This is a genomic window from Pseudomonas sp. BP01 (assembly GCF_022760795.1).
In the GTDB taxonomy this organism is placed as follows: Bacteria; Pseudomonadota; Gammaproteobacteria; order Pseudomonadales; family Pseudomonadaceae; genus Aquipseudomonas; species Aquipseudomonas putida_Q.
The window spans coordinates 63,291-80,782 of the sequence record NZ_JAFBKA010000012.1 but is presented as its reverse complement, the minus strand read 5'-3'; the positions used below and the strand labels follow the sequence as shown (position 1 = coordinate 80,782).

General features: G+C 61.6%; 14 protein-coding genes and 1 pseudogene. 11 read left to right on the top strand and 4 right to left on the bottom strand.

What is annotated here, in order from left to right; genetic code table 11:
• The first annotated feature begins 65 nt into the window (after positions 1-65).
• The 3 genes and pseudogenes from JOY50_RS12890 to JOY50_RS12880 form a co-directional block, all read left to right on the top strand.
• A complete protein-coding gene (locus JOY50_RS12890) occupies positions 66-1,529 on the top strand; it encodes a cytosine permease (RefSeq protein WP_081238019.1) in 1,464 nt (487 codons plus the stop codon).
• Positions 1,526-2,644 carry a class II histone deacetylase gene (locus JOY50_RS12885; protein ID WP_063425245.1) on the top strand — a complete coding sequence of 373 codons (1,119 nt, stop codon included), beginning with the start codon at positions 1,526-1,528 and terminating at the stop codon, positions 2,642-2,644. Before JOY50_RS12890 ends, JOY50_RS12885 begins: the two co-directional genes overlap by 4 nt.
• Positions 2,645-2,889: 245 nt before the next feature.
• Positions 2,890-3,387 (top strand): annotated as a pseudogene (locus JOY50_RS12880) (helix-turn-helix domain-containing protein); the annotation flags it as partial.
• Between the two features lie 104 nt (positions 3,388-3,491).
• Here the strand turns inward: JOY50_RS12880 and JOY50_RS12875 are convergent.
• Positions 3,492-5,012, bottom strand: a complete 1,521-nt coding sequence (locus JOY50_RS12875) for an NCS1 family nucleobase:cation symporter-1 (protein WP_132846223.1) — start codon at positions 5,010-5,012, stop codon at positions 3,492-3,494.
• A 295-nt stretch (positions 5,013-5,307) separates the two neighbouring features.
• On the opposite strand from JOY50_RS12875, the gene JOY50_RS12870 reads away from it, so the two are divergent.
• A complete protein-coding gene (locus JOY50_RS12870) occupies positions 5,308-6,342 on the top strand; it encodes a L,D-transpeptidase (RefSeq protein WP_132846224.1) in 1,035 nt (344 codons plus the stop codon).
• 91 nt (positions 6,343-6,433) lie between these two features.
• Positions 6,434-7,144, top strand: a complete 711-nt coding sequence (locus tag JOY50_RS12865) for a murein L,D-transpeptidase catalytic domain family protein (protein ID WP_405045986.1) — start codon at positions 6,434-6,436, stop codon at positions 7,142-7,144.
• A gap of 69 nt (positions 7,145-7,213) precedes the next feature.
• On the opposite strand, the gene JOY50_RS12860 is transcribed toward JOY50_RS12865, so the two are convergent.
• Both JOY50_RS12860 and JOY50_RS12855 read right to left on the bottom strand, forming a co-directional pair.
• The gene (locus JOY50_RS12860) at positions 7,214-7,918 is read right to left on the bottom strand and encodes an SDR family oxidoreductase (protein ID WP_243055331.1); all 705 of its coding nucleotides are present in this window, start codon (positions 7,916-7,918) and stop codon (positions 7,214-7,216) included.
• Between the two features lie 97 nt (positions 7,919-8,015).
• Positions 8,016-8,909 (bottom strand): LysR substrate-binding domain-containing protein, encoded by an 894-nt coding sequence (locus tag JOY50_RS12855; RefSeq protein WP_132846272.1) that lies wholly within the window; start codon positions 8,907-8,909, stop codon positions 8,016-8,018.
• 212 nt (positions 8,910-9,121) lie between these two features.
• Here JOY50_RS12855 and JOY50_RS12850 point away from each other — a divergent pair, with 212 nt between their 5' ends.
• From JOY50_RS12850 to JOY50_RS12825, 6 genes are all read left to right on the top strand, one after another.
• Positions 9,122-9,676 carry a helix-turn-helix domain-containing protein gene (locus tag JOY50_RS12850; RefSeq protein WP_132846227.1) on the top strand — a complete coding sequence of 185 codons (555 nt, stop codon included), beginning with the start codon at positions 9,122-9,124 and terminating at the stop codon, positions 9,674-9,676.
• 27 nt (positions 9,677-9,703) lie between these two features.
• Positions 9,704-11,050 (top strand): glutamine synthetase family protein, encoded by a 1,347-nt coding sequence (locus JOY50_RS12845; protein ID WP_243055330.1) that lies wholly within the window; start codon positions 9,704-9,706, stop codon positions 11,048-11,050.
• A 75-nt stretch (positions 11,051-11,125) separates the two neighbouring features.
• Positions 11,126-11,899 (top strand): gamma-glutamyl-gamma-aminobutyrate hydrolase family protein, encoded by a 774-nt coding sequence (locus JOY50_RS12840; protein ID WP_243055329.1) that lies wholly within the window; start codon positions 11,126-11,128, stop codon positions 11,897-11,899.
• Between the two features lie 70 nt (positions 11,900-11,969).
• A complete protein-coding gene (locus JOY50_RS12835; protein WP_243055328.1) occupies positions 11,970-13,328 on the top strand; it encodes an aspartate aminotransferase family protein in 1,359 nt (452 codons plus the stop codon).
• A 349-nt stretch (positions 13,329-13,677) separates the two neighbouring features.
• Positions 13,678-14,232 carry a helix-turn-helix domain-containing protein gene (locus JOY50_RS12830; protein WP_016485777.1) on the top strand — a complete coding sequence of 185 codons (555 nt, stop codon included), beginning with the start codon at positions 13,678-13,680 and terminating at the stop codon, positions 14,230-14,232.
• Positions 14,233-14,340: 108 nt separating this feature from the next.
• Positions 14,341-14,904 carry a GNAT family N-acetyltransferase gene (locus tag JOY50_RS12825; RefSeq protein ID WP_243055327.1) on the top strand — a complete coding sequence of 188 codons (564 nt, stop codon included), beginning with the start codon at positions 14,341-14,343 and terminating at the stop codon, positions 14,902-14,904.
• Positions 14,905-14,978: 74 nt separating this feature from the next.
• Here the strand turns inward: JOY50_RS12825 and JOY50_RS12820 are convergent, their stop codons facing one another.
• Complete coding sequence (locus JOY50_RS12820) at positions 14,979-17,039, bottom strand: TonB-dependent siderophore receptor (protein ID WP_243055390.1); 2,061 nt, start codon at positions 17,037-17,039, stop codon at positions 14,979-14,981.
• Positions 17,040-17,492: the final 453 nt, after the last annotated feature.

Sequence of the window (17,492 nt, the reverse complement as noted above, 5' to 3'; positions counted from 1 at the left end):
GAGCGCTCGATAAATGCAGCATCAATGATGCACCCCTGATCAATCTCACCCAGGAAAACAAGAAAATGAGAATGACATCCAATGGGCAAAGTGCCTCGGTGAGGCCCGCGATCGCGCGGGGCCGGTCCGATGGTGCGGAACGGCGCTCCGTAGATTTCGTGCCGGTGTCTGAGCGTCACGGCAGCGTGCGACATCTCGGTGCGGTGTGGATCGTTGCCAACATCAACCTGACCGCAATGGCGACCGGCGTCACGACACTGGCGCTGGGTGGCCCCCTGTTCTGGACGTTGGTCGCGACCGTGTGCGGCTCGCTGTTCGGCACGCTTTTCATGGCGCTGCATTCCTCGCAGGGGCCGCACTTGGGCCTTCCGCAGCTGGTTCAGTCCCGGGCGCAGTTCGGCTTCTTCGGCGCCGCGATCACGGTATGGGTCTTCGCCCTCGTCAACTACTTCAACTACAACGTCGCCGACGCGATCCTGGCGGGGTCAAGCCTGCATTTTCTACTGGGGATTCCAACCGCCTGGGGGTTCCCGATCGCAGTACTGTTCGCCGGCACCCTGGCGTTGTATGGCTACCGCTGGATCCACCGGGTCAACCGTTTCCTGGTCGTTCCGCTCGGTCTGACGATCGTGGTGCTGACCTTCGCCGCGGTGGCACGCAGCACGATTCCTGCGGGTGTGTTCGAGCCTGGCCCTGTCGAATGGCATGCCTTCGCCACCACCTTCGTCATCGTGGCGGGCTTCCAGCTTGGCTGGGCGCCCTACGTGTCCGACTACTCCCGCTACCTGGCCCCCAGCGTTTCCACGCGCTCGTCGTTCCTGTGGACCTACCTGCCGTCGGCGATCTCGGCGCTCTGGGTGATCGGCCTGGGCTCCTTGCTCGCGGCGGCCACGCCCGGCGCCACAGTCATCATGGCGATCGCGCACGGTGGCGATAGCCTGTTCCCAGGGGGCGGGCACCTTGCGGTCGCGCTGCTGTTCCTCGGCTTGCTGGTGGTGATGGCGCTCAATGCCTATGGCGGCAGCCTGACCCTGATCTCGATCGTCGACTGCTTCCGCCGGGTGCGGCCGTCGCTGGCCATGCGAGCTGTCACGATCGTTGCGATGACGCTGTCGGTATGGGTTGTCGCGGCAATGGTCGGAGAGGACCGGTTCAACGTGTTCTACGGAAACGTCCTGGTATTCCTTGCCTACCTGTTCACACCCTGGACGGCCATCAACCTGGTGGACTTCTACCTCGTGCGCAAGGGGTGCTACTCGATCCGCGAACTGTTCAACCCCGCAGGGATTTATGGGCGATGGGGATGGCAAGGCAATGTCGCCTACCTCGGCGCGCTGGTGGTGATGGTCCCGTTCTTCGTCACGGCGCCCTATACCGGATGGATCGCACGGCAAATGGGGGATATCGACCTCTCGATGTTTATAGGTCTGGTGGCTGCCAGCGCATTTTATCTTCTTACTTCTCGAACCCTTGATCTGGGCAACGAACGTCGCCTGGTGGAAAAGGAACAACAGGACAGCGAGCGATGAACATGAAAACAACCGGCTGGATTTGGGACGAACGCTTTACCACTCACGATACCCGGGCCTGGAGCCTGCCTTGGCAGGAGCCGATCGACCATCCCGAGAAGGGCGATACCAAGCGCCGCTTCGCAAGTCTGGTCACGCGCAGCGGCCTTGAGCAGCAGCTTGTTTCGCTGCCCTTCAGTCCGGCGTCGCAGGCCGACCTGCTGCGGGTGCACACGCCGGCGTATGTCGATCGGATCCTGAATCCGACCGGCCCGGCCTGGAGCGATGCGGGCGATGGTGAGACGCCTGTGGGGCCTGGTTCGGCGGACGTCGCCAGGCTCGCGGCAGGTGCTGTGATCGCGGCGTGCGAAGCGGTCGTGGCGGGTACCGTGAGCAACGCCTACGCACTCATTCGCCCGCCAGGGCACCATGCGGTTGCCGACCAGGGTATGGGTTATTGCATCTTCCACAACACCGCGGTCGGCATCCGCCATCTCCAGCACACTGGCGCGGTGGCACGTGTCGCGATCATCGATTGGGATGTTCATCACGGCAACGGGACCGAGACCCTGTTCTACGACGACCCGTCGGTGTTGACGATCTCCCTTCACCAGGACGGTCTCTACCCCATCGGGCGGGGGAAGGTTGACGACATCGGCGCAGGCGCAGGCATCGGCGCCAACCTCAACATCCCGCTTCCGGCAGGATCTGGGCGAGGTGCATACGTGGGCGCGTTCGAGCGTGTGGTCATCCCTGCGATCCGCCGCTTCCGGCCGGACCTCATCGTGATCGCGAGCGGCTTCGACTCGGCGGCAATGGACCCCTTCGGGCGCCAGCTGCTGCACTCTGAGGCCTATCGTGAGCTGACGACACTGGTGATGCGCCTGGCCGATGAGGTGTGCAAATCGCGGGTTGTGGCCGTGCACGAGGGCGGCTACGACCCGCTCATGGGGCCGTTCTGCGGGCTCGCCGTGGTCGAGACTCTTGCCGGGCGACGCACGGCCGTCGAGGACCCTTGGATCGGCACGGTCGTGAACCTGCCGGAGCAAGCCTTGTTGCCCCACCATGACGCGGCAATACGCGCGTGCGAGCCGCTTCTGGCGGGAGTTCCGGCTGGTTGCGAACCTGCCCGATGAGACTGAGCGTAGGTGCCTGAAGTAGGATCAACGGATGTGTCATCACCCCTGCATGAGATCATGCAGGGGTGTTGTTCCATAGCGAGGTTCCCCTCCCCAAAATCAAAATGACGCGGCGTGGCATCAGACGTTGCAACGAGTTCGCCATCGACCCTGGCGAGCACGCCTGCGCCGATGATTTCGCTGACGCTCATGGCCGACCCTCGGGACATCGAGCCTGGCACTTGAAGCGCTATGCTCAGTGCGAACGGATGGACGCCTGGGTACGTATGCTGCGCCTGATGGACAAGCCTGAAGAGATAGCGGCCCTTGCCCGCGTCTATGAGCGCGAGATTCTGTACCGCGTGTTGCAAGGCCCGCATGGCTGGATGCTGCGGGAGATAGCCGCGCCGGATACAGCCCTGGCGAGGGTAAGCCAGGCTATTCAGTTCATACGCCGTGACTTTGCGCAGGCGATCAGAGTTGAAGAGCTTGCACAGCGGGCGGCCATGAGTGTTTCAGCGTTCCACCGGCACTTCAAAGCCGTCACCAACCTGAGCCCGCTGCAGTACCAAAAGCGCGTGCGCTTGCTTCAGGCCCGCACCCTCATGGTGGCCAATGCCAAAAGTGTGATGGCGGCGGCGTTCGAGGTTGGGTATGAGAGCCCCACGCACTTCAGCCGGGACTACGTGCGCCTGTTCGGCTTACCTCCGGCCAAGGACGCGGCACGCATCATGGAAGTGAGCAGGTCTCCAGGTCATTGACCAGTGGTGGATCAGGTGGATCCCGGACGCAGCTCTCACAAAAAGTGCGCTGTGACCGTCTGCTTTGGTCGAAAGCAGCCACACGTGGCTGCTTCCAATCCCGGTCAGTGCTGCGCGCTATCTACCGCAATGCTTTCGCCGGACACTTCCTGGTACCTGGCGCTGCGATTGGCAAGGGCGTAATGAATCAACCCGCCCAAACCAGCTCCGAAGAACCAGGAGAACTGCGACAGCGTCTCGAACGCCGGCACCAGTGCCAGCACGATGGCGATCAGTGCAGCGGGTATGAACGCCGCCACGGCGCGCAGGTTGATCCCGCCGCTGTAGTGATAGGCGCCCTCTGTGCTTTCGCTGTACAGCTGCGGCAGGTTCACCCGGCTGCGCCGTACCAGGTAGTAGTCGGTGACGATGATGCCGTACAGAGGGCCGAGCAGGGCGCCCAGGCCGCCGAGGAAATACACGATCACGGACGGGCTGTTGTACAAGTGCCAGGGCAGGATTACCACCGCGATCGCGGCGCTGAGCAAGCCTGCGCGGCGGAAGTTCAGCAGGTTCGGCGCCAGGTTGGCGAGCACGTAGGCCGGGGCGACGAAGTTGGCCATGATGTTCACTGCCACGGTGACGATCAGGAAGGCCAGGCAGGCCAGTACCAGGCCGGCGGTGTTGGGGATGGCGGCGACGATTTCGGTCGGGCCCTGCACCAGCTTGCCGTCGATGCTGAACTGCGCACCGGCGAGCACTACGGCGATCAGCGCGAAGCCGAGCATGTTCACCGGCAGGCCCCAGAAGTTGCCCACGCTGATGGTGCGCCGGTCCGGGCAGTTACGGGTAAAGTCGCAGAAGTTGAGAATCATGGTGCCGTACAGCGAGACCCACAACGCAGCGGCGCCAAGCACCTTCAGCCACATTGTGGAGCCGGTTGGTGCGTTGCCGCTCGACCAGGCAATCGACAGGCCACTGCGCCAGTACATCCAGCCCGCCAGGCAGGCGAAAGCCACCAGGATGATCGGCCCTGTGATGGACTCGAAGCGGCGCACCATCTCCATGCCGTAGGCGAAGATCGCCACCTGTACGCACCAGATGCCGAGGAAGGTGAGCCAGCCCAGGGTCGACAGGCCGAGGATCGAGTTCTGGTCGTAGGCCTTGAGGTCCGGTGCGATGGCGGTCAGCAGCACGCGCAGGACGACCGAGGCGAGGTAGGTCTGGATGCCGAACCAGGCGATGGCGATCACCGCACGGATCAGTGCCGGAATCTGCGCCCCATGAATGCCGAAGCTGATCCGGCACAGCACGGGGTAGGGCAGGCCGGTCTTCTGGCCCATGTAGCCGGACAGGTTCATCAGGCCGTAGATCACCAGCGCGCCGAGCGCGAAGGCGCCGAGGATCTGCGCGCCGCTCATGCCCAGGGCGAACAGGCCGATGGCGAAGGAGTAGTTGGCGATGTTATGCACATCGTTGGTCCACAGCGCAAACAGGCTGTAGCGCCCCCAGGTGCGATTTGCCGCGCGGGTGGGCGCCAGGTCGGCGCTGTACAGGCGGGGGCTCAACGCCAGCTGACTGGGCCCTGCCGTGTCGGCCGGGAGAGCATCGAGCTGGTCAACATCGGAACGTGAAATCGACGCCATCGGGACTCCGTGATGGTTGTGTACTTTTATTTTTGGTCTTGTATACAAACAAGATTCATACCAGCCCGCGCTTAAGGCGGGCTCCACGGATCTCTGGCCTTCGTTCGGCTTTTTTGCGGGATGATTTGCACGTTGAAGTGGGTATTTTGTGCACATTTAGTGTGCAAATTTGTTACCAGGCGCACCGGGTATGGGCGCGTGCTGGCCCTACAGCCTGGGCCGGCGTGTTGAACGGTTGGCTTTGCGGGGAGTGTTCCGACTAAGCTGGCGGCAGGGTTCTATGGAGGGCAATAGGATGTTGCATGTATCGCTTGGACTGGGTCTGTTACTCAGCGCTGCCTTGGTCGAAGCGGCTCCACTGCAGGTGCCCACACCGGCCGCACTCAGGAGCCAGCTTGAAAGCCTCAAGCCTGGCCAGTTTCTCTGGTACCCGCAGGTCTCGCCGGTGGGGCCGGTGACCGTAGTGGTCAGCCTTACCGAGCAACGTGCCTACGTTTATCGCAATGGCATTGCCATCGGCGTCAGTACCGTGAGCAGCGGCAAGCCAGGGCGGGAAACCCCCACCGGGGTATTCAGCATTCTGCAGAAGAAGGTCGAGCATAAGTCCAGCCTCTACAACAGCGCACCGATGCCCTACATGGAGCGCCTGACGTGGGACGGCATTGCCCTGCACGCAGGCCATCTACCGGGGTACCCCGCCTCGCATGGCTGCGTGCGGCTGCCGATGGACTTTGCCAAGAAGCTGTACGAAGTCACCGGTTTCAGTTCGACCACCGTCATCGTTTCCGATACCAGCAGTGCCCCGGTGGAGGTCTACCACCCCGGCGTGCTGGCGCCCACGGTCAGCGACGGCAAGGCCCAAGGCCCGCTGATGCTGAGCAACCAGCAGTTCTGGAACGACCCAGACCCCACGGCAGGGCCCCTGTCGATCCTGATCAGCCGCGCCGACCTGCGTGCCTACGTGTATCGCGGTGGCCAGTTGGTCGGCTCGGCGCCAGCATTTGCGCCTGCAGGCAGCCAGCACCGCAGTGGCATGGCGGTGTATTCCCTGCTGCAAAAACCATCCGCCCTGGCACTCGATGGCGCGCTACCCTTACGGTGGTCGGTGGTGGGCCTGAGCAACCCGGAGTACGGGAATACGCCCTATGAACAACTGGGGCAACTGAACATCAACCCGGAGTTTCGCCGTCATTTACGCACGGCGATGGACGTCGGCACGATGTTGGTGATCACCGACTGGGCGTCGACCCGGGAAACCCGCACCGAAGGAAAATTCACGGTGATCAGCACCGAAGGCAGTGAAGCATCCAAACCATTGGTCAAGAAGTGATCGGCTTTCCTGAGGTAATCAAGCAAAGTAGCCGCTTTTGGCTGCAAACAAGGCAACAAAAGACAGGTTTTCAACAGGGTATTCCATGTCGATGTTCGAACCATTGCGGGGAGCCTTGCGGCTCTCAGCGGCCAGTATTGGCCTGTTTTTCCTCAGCGCTTGGCATGCTGCCTACGCGCAACCCCTGCCTAGCGCTGCCGAGCTGCAGCAGTTGGCGCCTAACGCCAGCCTTTCGACCCTGGCCCTGGCACTCACCGCCTACGCGTGCGCCAGTCACAGCGACGCGGACAAGTTGCTGACGGTGATCGATTACTCCAAGGCTTCGCGTGACAAACGCCTGTGGGTGTTCGACCTGCGCGCCAGGAAGCTGTTGTTCGAGGAGTGGGTCGCCCATGGCAAGAACAGCGGCGCTGATGTGCCGACCACGTTCTCCAACGCGCCGAACAGCTACCAGTCCTCCATCGGCCTGTATGAAACCGGTCAGACTTACAGCGGCAAGCACGGCCGCTCGCTGCGCCTGCAGGGGCTTGAGCCGGGGTTTAACGACAACAGCATGTCGCGGGCGATCGTGATGCATGCCGCTGCGTATGCCGACCCCAAGGTGGTGCCCGGCCTCGGGCGCTTGGGGCGCAGCCAGGGCTGCCCAGCCGTTCGGCCGGCAATTGCCGGCAAGCTGATCGAGACGCTGCAGCGCGGCAGCTACGTGTTTGCCTATTATCCCCAGCAAGACTGGCTGAAGAAATCGCGTTTTCTTAACGCCCAGAGCTGTCCGCTCGTTAATCAATCGGTCGCCAGCAAGTAACTTGTCTCATTCCCTGGCTTGCGCGGCCCCTCGCAGGACCGCAGCAGCGCACACCACGGCCACAGGCATTTACACGCTGCGCGTCAGGCCGCCGTCTACCTTGATGTTCTGCCCGGTGATGTAGGCAGCGCCTTCGCTGGCCAGAAACGCGATGGTGGCGGCGATTTCCTCGCTGGTGCCATAGCGTTTGAGCGGCACGCTGTCGCGGCGTTGTTCGGTGGCCGGCAGGCTGTCGATCCAGCCGGGGAGCAGGTTGTTGATGCGCACGTTATCCCCGGCAAAATTGTCGGCGAAGATCTTGGTGAACGCGGCCAGGCCCGAGCGGAATACAGCAGAGGTCGGGAACAGCTCATTCGGCTCGAACGCCCAGGCAGTGGAAATGTTAATGATCACGCCCCCTTTTTGGCGCTGCATGTAAGGCGTGACCAAGCGGGTCGGGCGGATGACATTGAGCAGGTAGGTGTCCATGCCCTTGTGCCAGTCTTCGTCGCTGATCTCCAGGATCGGCGCGCGCGGGCCATGGCCAGCGCTGTTGACCAGCACGTCGATGCGGCCCCACTTTTCCACCACGGCGTCGACCAGGCGTTTCAGGTCATCAACTGACTGGTTGCTGCCGGTTACGCCAATGCCGCCAAGCTCGGCAGCCAGTGCTTCGCCCTTGCCCGAAGAGGAAAGGATGCCAACCTTGAAGCCGTCAGCGGCCAAGCGCCGTGCTGCTGCCGCGCCCATACCACTGCCACCGGCCGTGATAATCGCTACTTTTTCTACTGACATGCTGCCTCCAACGTGAACGGCTGATTGCTTAGGTGCAATCACCTTAGCAGCAGCCCCAGCGGTGAGGGAGGCACCCAAACTTTACCGTGGCAGTAGATTAACTATTGTCAGCCTGTTGCTTGAGCCAGCGCTGCACAACGCCTAGCGACTCAGGCTGCTGCAGCTTGCGTGGCCACACCAGATAGAACGACTTATCGAGCCTGAGCTGCTGACCGAAGACCTGCACCAGCCTGCCTGCAACGATTTCATCGCTGACGAACGCCAGGCTGGCCAAAGCAATGCCTTGACCACTGATGGCCGCGTCGATGGCCAACGAGGTCTGATTGAACCGCAGGTTTTTCGCAGTCGGTTGGGTGTGTTGCGGGAACACTGCAGCAAGGTACTGAGGCCAGAAATTATGGGCATCGTGCAGCATGATGAATTCTTGAAGCTGGGCAAAACTGGCAGGGGCATGAGTACCTTCAAACAGCTTTGGGCTGGCCACGGCGACGATGCGCTGCTCCATCAGCAGTTCGCTGTTCAAACCCACGCCGATTTCGGGCTTGCCATAGCGCACTGCGATATCCACGCCATCGGTGCTGAAGTGCGACAACCGATCTGTGGCCAGCACACGCAGATCGATGTCTGGATAGCTTTGCGCAAAGCTGCCCAGCCTGGGAATAAGCCACTTGGAGGCAAAGGTAGGGGTAACGCTGACGGTCAGGTGAGAGGTTTGTGGCCGTAGCAGGCGTGTTGCCTCATCGATCATCGCCAATGCGCTGCGAATGCTGGTGCTGTAACCCAGGCCCGCATCGGTCAGCGCCAGGCCCCGGGGCAGGCGCTCGAACAGGCGAAGGTTCAGGTTCGCTTCCAGCCCGCGTATCTGTTGCGCGACTGCTGCCTGGGTCACACCCAGCTCCTCGGCAGCCAGGCGGAAGTTCAGGTGGCGGGCAACCACTTCAAACACGCGTAACGCGTTAAGCGGGGGCAGTTCTGGGAAACCGTTTGGCATGACGAGGGCAATGGCCGGGCTGGGAAGATTCACCGCCGAGGCTACTCCCTGAGCACCTTTAAAGGAACCCGCGGCACCGTTGCCGATCCGGATCCTTGCCCCCAAACCCTCTGTTCGCTGCTGCACAAATTCAGGGTTCGGCTTGACTCGTGAAAATTTTCATGTAATTTTTCATGAAAAATAACTCTAAAAATTTCACGGCAACCCAATCGATGAAGATGCACGAAGAGGTTGAAGCCCTCGCGATCCTTATTCACGACCTGCGCAAATTCAAGAACCTGACCCTGGGCGAGCTGGCCGAGCGCATCAACCGCTCGGTGGGCTTTCTCTCTCAGGTTGAACGCGGCGTCTCGCGCCCTACCGTGGCGGACCTCACTGCCATCAGCGAAGCGCTCGGCGTATCGACCGCGTACTTCTACAACCTGAGCAAGCCCCGCAGCATTGGTTGGGTCACGCGCCCCCACGAGCGGCGCACGCTTTACCTGGAGTCGGGCATTACCGATGTGCTGGCTTCGCCCACCATTGCCGGTGCCTTCGCCATGCTCGACAGCCATCTGGAGCCTGGCGCCACCAGTGGCGAGGCGTACTTGAGTGACCGTTCCGAGCAAGGTTGTTTCGTGCTTGAAGGCGAACTCACGGTATGGCTGGACCAGGGTGAGGCCGTGACCCTGCAGGCCAACGACTGCTTCCAGGTGCAACCCCACGCGCAGTTCCGTTACGCCAACCTGACGGCAAAACCCACCCGCGTGCTCTGGGTCTTCAATTGAATTCGTTCACCTCACAAGGATAAGAAGATGAGTGTCATCTTTGCGGATCTGCTGGCTGAAGTGCGCTCGTTCCGAGCGGAGCACCCAGAAATTCGTTATGTCGACCTGATTGCGCTGGATATCCCCGGGCACTTCTACGGCAAGCGCTACCCCATGGACATGCTGGAAAAGGTTGCAGCCGGTGCGCCACTGAAGCTGCCGCAGAACTGCGTGCTGCTGGGCACCCAGGGTGGCCTCTACCCGATTGGTGACTACTGCTTTGCCGACGGTGACCCGGATGCTGCCCGGCGCCTGGTGCCGGGTACCCTGAAGCCGGTGCGCTGGGAAAATGAAGTGATTGCCCAGATGCTCATCACCTCCGACGGCACCGCCAAGCCTATCGAGTTCGAGCCCCGTGAAGTGCTGGCCCGCGTGATTCAGCGCCTGGCCAAACGCGGCATCCGCCCGGTGGTGGCCTTCGAGCTGGAGTTCTACCTGTTCGACCGCAAGCTCGACAACGGCCTGCCACAGTACCCACGCGACACAGCGACCGGGGACGAGGACGACCAGCCGAACATGCACATCGAGCGGCTGTCGCGCTTTTCGTCGGTGCTGCACGAGATGGTCGATGGCGCCAACGAGCAGGGTGTGCCGGCAAACGTCATTACCGCAGAGCTGGGCCCCGGCCAGTTCGAGATCAACTTTTCCCACAGCGACGATGCCCTGAGCGCGGCGGACTGGTCGGCGCTGTTCTGCCGCAGCACCCGTGGTATCGCGATGAAACACGGCTACCGTGCCAGCTTCATGAGCAAGCCGTACCTGGACGCGCCGGGCAGCGGCATGCATGTGCACGTCAGCCTGTATGACGCCGCCGGCAACAACATCCTGGCCGGCGCTGAACAACGCAAGCTGCGCCATGCGGTGGCGGGGTGCCTGGAGCTGCTGCCGCACTGCATGCCGATCTTCGCCCCCAACCACAATGCTTACCGGCGCTACGGCGCCATGGTGAACGCGGCGAGCAAGGCCAGCTGGGGCTTCGAAGACCGTGATGCGTGCATTCGCATCCCCGAGTCCGACCCACGCAACCTGCGCATCGAACACCGCATCGCCGGTGCCGATGCCAACCCGTACCTGGTGTTGGCGGCGATCCTGACCGGCATGGAGCATGGCCTGGACCGCGGCGTCGAGCCCATCGCCCCGCTGAACGAAAACCGTCAGAGCGGCATCGACTTCCCCAAGGATGCCCTCAGCGCCCTGGCCGCCATGCGTCACCACCCGGTGGTCAACGAAGGCCTGGGCAGTGAGTTCGTGATGGTCTATTGCGAAAACAAATACCAGGAGCAACTGGACTTCATGCGCCACATCGATGCCCGCGAATACCGCTGGTTCCTGTAGGTGCCGAAGTTCGCACTGCGACGCTGCACCCTCCCTTTCAACACAACGCGCAATATGGATTTGCCGGAGGAAGATATGCCACGTGTGCCCGTTATCGGCATTACCGCATGCACCAGCATGATCGAGCTGCATGCAACCCAGACCATCAGCGAGAAGTACGCGCGTGCGGCGGCCAAGGCGGCGTGTGGGCTGCCCATCGTGATTCCCAGCCTTGGTGAGTTGATGGGCAGCGCCGATATTCTCGACGTGGTGGATGGGCTGATCTTCACCGGTTCGCCGTCCAACATCGAGCCGTTCCACTACAACGGCCCCGCCAGTGCAGAGGGCACCCATCACGACCCGCTGCGTGATGCCACCACGTTGCCGCTGATGCGTGCGGCCATCGCCGCCGGCGTGCCGGTGCTCGGCATTTGCCGTGGCTTCCAGGAAATGAATGTGGCACTGGGCGGCACCCTGCACCAGAAGGTCCACGAGACCGGTGTGTTCATGGACCACCGCGAAGGCAAGGGTGAGCCCCTCGACAAGCAGTATGGGCCGCGCCACACCATGCATGTAGAGCCCGGCGGCCTGCTCGATCGCATGGGCTTGCCGGCGGTCTTCGACGTCAATTCCATCCATGGCCAGGGCATCGATGTACTGGCCCCGGGGCTACGGGTGGAAGCGCTGGCACCCGATGGCCTTGTGGAAGCGATTTCGGTCGAGAACGGCAAGGGCTTTGCCCTGGCCGTGCAATGGCACCCCGAGTTCCAGGTCATGGACAACCCGCATTACCTGACCATCTTCCAATCCTTTGGCAAGGCCTGCCGGCATCGCTCGGTACTGCGCCAGAGGCTGTTGCTGTCGGCCTGAACACCGACCGTTCCCAACTATAAAAAGTACCCGCGCAGCCTGGCTGCGCAACTTGATGGAGTAGAAGTCAATGAGTGATAAGAATTCGCAGACCCTTGCCTGGCAATCGATGAGCCGCGACCATCACCTGGCCCCGTTCAGCGATGTCAAACAACTGGCCGAGAAAGGCCCACGCATCATCACCTCGGCCAAGGGCGTGTACCTGTGGGACAGCGAGGGCAACAAGATTCTCGATGGCATGGCGGGCCTGTGGTGCGTGGCGGTCGGCTACGGCCGCGATGAGCTGGCCGACGTTGCCAGCCAGCAGATGAAGCAGCTGCCTTACTACAACCTGTTCTTCCAGACCGCGCACCCGCCTGCGCTGGAGCTGGCCAAGGCAATCGCCGACGTGGCGCCGCAAGGCATGAACCATGTGTTCTTCACCGGCTCCGGTTCCGAAGGCAACGACACCGTGCTGCGCATGGTGCGCCATTACTGGGCGCTGAAGGGCAAGAAGAACAAGAACGTCATCATTGGCCGCATCAACGGTTACCACGGGTCTACCGTGGCGGGCGCAGCCTTGGGTGGCATGAGCGGCATGCACCAGCAGGGCGGGGTGATCCCGGATATCGTGCATATTCCGCAGCCGTACTGGTTCGGTGAAGGCGGCGACATGACCGAGGCCGACTTCGGCGTGTGGGCGGCCGAGCAGTTGGAGAAGAAAATCCTCGAGGTTGGCGTGGACAACGTTGCCGCCTTCATCGCCGAACCGATCCAGGGCGCCGGTGGCGTGATCATTCCCCCGCAAACCTACTGGCCGAAGGTCAAGGAAATCCTGGCCAGGTACGACATCCTCTTCGTCGCCGACGAAGTGATTTGCGGCTTCGGCCGCACCGGTGAGTGGTTCGGTACCGACTACTACGACCTCAAGCCCGACCTGATGACCATTGCCAAGGGCCTGACCTCTGGTTACATCCCCATGGGCGGGGTGATCGTGCGTGACGAAGTGGCCAAGGTCATCAGCGAAGGCGGCGACTTCAACCACGGCTTCACCTATTCCGGCCACCCGGTGGCGGCTGCGGTGGGCCTGGAGAACCTGCGGATTCTGCGTGACGAGCAGATCATCCAGCAGGTGCACGATAAAACCGCGCCATATCTGCAACAACGCCTGCGTGAACTGGCCGACCACCCTCTGGTAGGCGAAGTGCGCGGCCTGGGCATGCTCGGTGCGATCGAGCTGGTGAAAGACAAGGTCACCCGTGCCCGTTACGAAGGCAAAGGTGTCGGCATGATCTGTCGCCAGCACTGCTTCGAAAACGGCCTGATCATGCGCGCCGTGGGCGACACCATGATCATCGCGCCGCCGCTGGTGATCAGCATCGAAGAGATCGACGAGCTGATGGAAAAAGCCCGCAAGTGCCTGGACCTGACCTACGAGGCTGTCCGCTGAAGACACCGGGGCTGCTGCGCAGCCCATCGCCGGCAAGCCAGCTCCCACAGGGACCGCGCTGTTCTTCAGACATGCGCTCTACCTGTGTGGGCTTTAGCCGTGAACACCGGCAAAGCCGGTACCATACACCGGGTTGGATTCTTCGCGGGTGAACCCGCTCCCACAGGGCCAGCGCAATGCTTGAGGTTGGCACCGTACTTGTGGGAGCCCGGCTTGCCGGCGATGGGCCGCAAGGCGGCCCCAGATTGCTTGCCTCACAGGCAGCAAATCCTTCAAGCAATTTGCTTTGTGAGATGAATCATGTACTTTTCAGGGCATTATTTTCCCGTCCGAAAGTCGCGATTCAACTATGAAAGTGCACGAAGAAATCGAAGGCCTGGCAGTACTGATTCGCGACCTGCGCAAGTTCAAAGGCCTGACGCTGGGCGAGCTGGCGCAGCGTATCGGCCGTTCGGTGGGTTTTCTGTCCCAGGTCGAACGCGGCGTATCGCGCCCAACCGTGGCCGACCTCACAGCCATCAGCGAAGAACTCGGCGTCTCGACCGCCTACTTTTACAAGCTGGACAAGCCCCGCGAGCTCGACTGGGTTACCCGCCCTCACGAGCGACGCACGCTGCACCTGGCCGGTGGCATCACCGATGTGCTGGCATCCCCCACGATAACGGGTGCCTTCTCCATGCTCGATAGCCACCTGGAACCGGGCGCCAGCAGTGGCGAGGAGTACCTGGACGACAGCTCGGAGCAGGGCTGCTTCGTGCTTGAAGGCGAGTTGACTGTGTGGCTGGGTGGCGGCGAGCCGGTCACGCTGCGCGCCAGTGATAGTTTTCAACTGCAACCCCACGCCAGTTTTCGCTACGCCAACCTCACCGACAAGCCTACCCGCGTGCTTTGGGTGTTCAGCTGAGAGGCGTTTGGATGCAGGTCACATAGGTAAGCTGTTGTCCCGCTCGACAAGAAACGACCCATCGCAGACTATCAGAAGCTTCCACAAGGATGCCCAGGAACGAATGCCATGGATTGCCTGCCGACGCTGTATACCGATCGCCTTGTACTCACGCCCCTGCGGCTGGAGGATGCACCTGCAATCCAGAAATTGTTCCCGCAATGGGAAGTTGTCCGCTACCTCGATCGTCGCGTCCCATGGCCATATCCGGAAGACGGTGCGCTGGTCTATGTGCGGGATATCGCCCTGCCTGCCATGGCTGCGGGCCGTGAATGGCACTGGATGATCCGCCTGCGCAACGAGGCTGAGTGCACCATTGGCAGCATCAGTTTGTATGAGCAGCCTGGAAACAACAGAGGCTTCTGGCTTGCGCCGCAGTGGTGGGGCATGGGCTACATGCGCGAAGCCTGCAGGGTCATCAACGCCTATTGGTTCGAGGCGTTGTCACGCCCGCTCATGCAGGTTCCCAAAGCCGTTGCCAACCATGCCTCGCGCAAGGTTTCAGAGCATGAGGGAATGCGCAGGGTGAGTACCCGCGATGGATATTCTGTTTCTGGGCCAATGCAGGTCGAGGTATGGGAGCTGACACGCAGTGAATGGTTCGACGGGTCGAAAAACCGCTCACTAGCTTGAGCATTCTGGTCACTCGACCAAGACAAGCCATCACTGGATGCCGTTCAGTGCGCCGCTACACAGGACGGGCGGGGTCAGTACTTCCAGGTCACCGAAGCCGTCAGGTTGCGGGGTGCACCGTAGCTGGCGGTTGTCGCGTTGTTGTACAGCGACAGCAGGTATTTGCGGTCGGTGACGTTGTTCAGGTTCAGCGACGTGCTCCAGTTGCTGTCAATGTCGTAGCTGGTCATCAGGTCAACCAGGCCGTAGGCGTTCTGGTGGATGGCGCTGTTGGTGTCGTTCTCGACGCCGGTCTGCCAGCTAACACGGGCGCCAACCTTCATCTGTGGCAGGGTCGGCAAGCGGTAAGTGACCATGCCGCGCAAGCTGTGGGCCGGCACATATTTGCGCGCACGCTCGCCGTTGTCATCATCAATACGTACATAGGTGTAGCCGGCGAGCAGGTCGAGGCCTGGCGCCACTTCTCCGGACGCCTGCAGTTCTACGCCGTGGCTCTTGAAGTCGCCCGGAGTGTAAACCTCCTGAACCCCGTCGAACCCGGCATCCACGGCCACGTTGCGCTGCTCGGTCTTGAACAGCGCAGCGGTCAGGTGCAGGCGCTCGTCCATCACGCTGCCTTTTACGCCCACTTCCATGCTCTTGCCTTCCAGTGGGTCGAGCAACTTGCCGTCGGTACCGACCACGTTGTACTGCGGGTTGTAGATCTTGGTCCAGCTGCCGTAGATGCTCCATGCCTCGTTCAGGTCGTAGACCAGGCCGGTGTAGGGCGTGACCTTGCCATGGGCGCGCGTGGAGTGTTCTGAACCGTAGCTCTCACCCTTACCGTCGGCGCTGAGCATGCGTGCACCGGCTATCCAGTGCAGGTTATCGGCCAGGCTGAAGCGCGCACCGGTGAATACGCTTTTTTGCGTGTCCTGGAAGTTCTGCGCCAGGTCGTCACTGGTGACGCCAAACGAGGGCATAGGCGTATTGCCCGCCAGGATGTCCGAGAACGAAGTGTTGAAGAAACTGCCATGCTCCAGGTCTTCGTCGTACTCCTGGCCTTTTTGGTGCGTGCGCCCGTACGCGGCCCCGAAGGTCAACTGGTGCTCGCGACCGAACAGGCTGAACGGGCCTTGCACCTTGGCCTCGCCCAGCAGCTGGTGAGCCTCGCTGCGGGTGTGGTTGGCATACGCGTCGGCTACATCACCAGAGACGCCACCTACATAAAGCATGTTGGTGTTCTGCTTTTCCTGCTGCCCGGTGGCCGTGAGCGTGGCGTTCCAGTCATTGCCGAAATCATGCTTCAGCTCGACGAAGGCTCGCTGGGTGTGCAGGTTCCAGTAGGTCCACGGCTGGCCGATGCTGTTGCTGCGCCCGCTGTAGTGGATGGCATTGCCGTCGTTGTCCACCAGTGGCAGGTTGCCCCAAGTGCTGCCGTTGGAATCACTGTTGTGCTGGGAGAAGCCCACAGTCACGGTGTCGGCGTCGGACACATCGAACGCCAGCAGGCCCGCAGCAACGTTGCGCTCGTGGCTGTAGCGGTCCATCCATGAGTTGCCCTTGTCGTGGGAGTAGATGAAGCGCCCGCGCACATTGCCGCTGTCGGTCAGCGGGCCCGCAACATCGACGTCGATACGGCGGCTGTCCCACGAGCCGACGCTGGTGTCGACCTGCGCCTGGAAGGTATCTGTCGGGCGTTTACGCACGAAGTTGACCGTGGCCGACGGGTTGCCGGCACCACTCATCAAGCCATTGGCGCCGTGCAACACGTCAATCTGCTCGTACTCGGCCAGGTCCTGGTCCCCTACCAGCGTGCTGCTTACGAAGGGCATGCCCATGCCGTCGTACTCGAAGGTGTCGATGTCGAAACCGCGCGAAGTGAATTCGGTACGGTCGGTTTCGGTTTGCTCGACGGTTACCGACGGTGCTGCGCGCAGTGCGTCCTTGATACCGGTGATCTTGAAATCGTCCAGCGCCTGGCGGGTGATGGTTGTCACGCCCTGCGGGGTCTGCTTGTCGGTCAGGCCCAGTTTGGTGGTGCTGGATGAAGCCCTGCCTTCGTAGCCCTGGCTCACGCCATCCACCACTTCGCTCGTGCTGTCGATCTGGGTCGCGGGCAGGGTGAGGTTGTCGGCGGCATGAACGACAGGCATGGCGCTGCATGCGCCGACCAGCAGGAGGCGGGCAGGGAGATGACGTTTCACGGGAAATTCCTGAGGCGGGGACTGGTAAAAGGGTTACAGATTTCGTGCGAATGAGAATCTACGTCAAATGAGAAGGTATATTGATAAATAATGTTTCATGCTTCTTCACTCTCGCGCGGTTGGGCCTCAATGGATGGCACATGGGAGTGGCGACCCCGGACCTTGCGCCGTAGCTGTGGGAGCGGGTTCACCCGCGAAGAATGCGACGCGGTGTATGACATCGGGTTGCCTAACGCAGACGCGTATATGGGCAGTCGCCAGCAACCATAAAAGCGTTGAGTCTTCGCCTGAACCCGTAGGCGTGCCGCTGGTCGCTTTGGCTTCGCAAACGGTAGATTCCATTCCGGTTTGTACGATAGTTTTCGTACTGGCAGCAATGATGTATGACAATCGGGTTCAGAG

Excerpts from the sequence above, each read along its gene's own strand:
- JOY50_RS12885 (WP_063425245.1), top strand. The coding sequence starts at position 1,526 with ATGAACATGAAAACAACCGGCTGGATTTGGGACGAACGCTTTACCACT.
- JOY50_RS12845 (WP_243055330.1), top strand. The coding sequence starts at position 9,704 with ATGAGTGTCATCTTTGCGGATCTGCTGGCTGAAGTGCGCTCGTTCCGA.
- JOY50_RS12840 (WP_243055329.1), top strand. The coding sequence starts at position 11,126 with ATGCCACGTGTGCCCGTTATCGGCATTACCGCATGCACCAGCATGATC.
- JOY50_RS12825 (WP_243055327.1), top strand. The coding sequence starts at position 14,341 with ATGGATTGCCTGCCGACGCTGTATACCGATCGCCTTGTACTCACGCCC.
- JOY50_RS12850 (WP_132846227.1), top strand. The coding sequence starts at position 9,122 with ATGAAGATGCACGAAGAGGTTGAAGCCCTCGCGATCCTTATTCACGAC.
- JOY50_RS12835 (WP_243055328.1), top strand. The coding sequence starts at position 11,970 with ATGAGTGATAAGAATTCGCAGACCCTTGCCTGGCAATCGATGAGCCGC.
- JOY50_RS12890 (WP_081238019.1), top strand. The coding sequence starts at position 66 with ATGAGAATGACATCCAATGGGCAAAGTGCCTCGGTGAGGCCCGCGATC.
- JOY50_RS12865 (WP_405045986.1), top strand. The coding sequence starts at position 6,434 with ATGTTCGAACCATTGCGGGGAGCCTTGCGGCTCTCAGCGGCCAGTATT.
- JOY50_RS12820 (WP_243055390.1), bottom strand. The coding sequence starts at position 17,039 with ATGCCTGTCGTTCATGCCGCCGACAACCTCACCCTGCCCGCGACCCAG.
- JOY50_RS12830 (WP_016485777.1), top strand. The coding sequence starts at position 13,678 with ATGAAAGTGCACGAAGAAATCGAAGGCCTGGCAGTACTGATTCGCGAC.
- JOY50_RS12875 (WP_132846223.1), bottom strand. The coding sequence starts at position 5,012 with ATGGCGTCGATTTCACGTTCCGATGTTGACCAGCTCGATGCTCTCCCG.
- JOY50_RS12870 (WP_132846224.1), top strand. The coding sequence starts at position 5,308 with ATGTTGCATGTATCGCTTGGACTGGGTCTGTTACTCAGCGCTGCCTTG.
- JOY50_RS12860 (WP_243055331.1), bottom strand. The coding sequence starts at position 7,918 with ATGTCAGTAGAAAAAGTAGCGATTATCACGGCCGGTGGCAGTGGTATG.
- JOY50_RS12855 (WP_132846272.1), bottom strand. The coding sequence starts at position 8,909 with ATGCCAAACGGTTTCCCAGAACTGCCCCCGCTTAACGCGTTACGCGTG.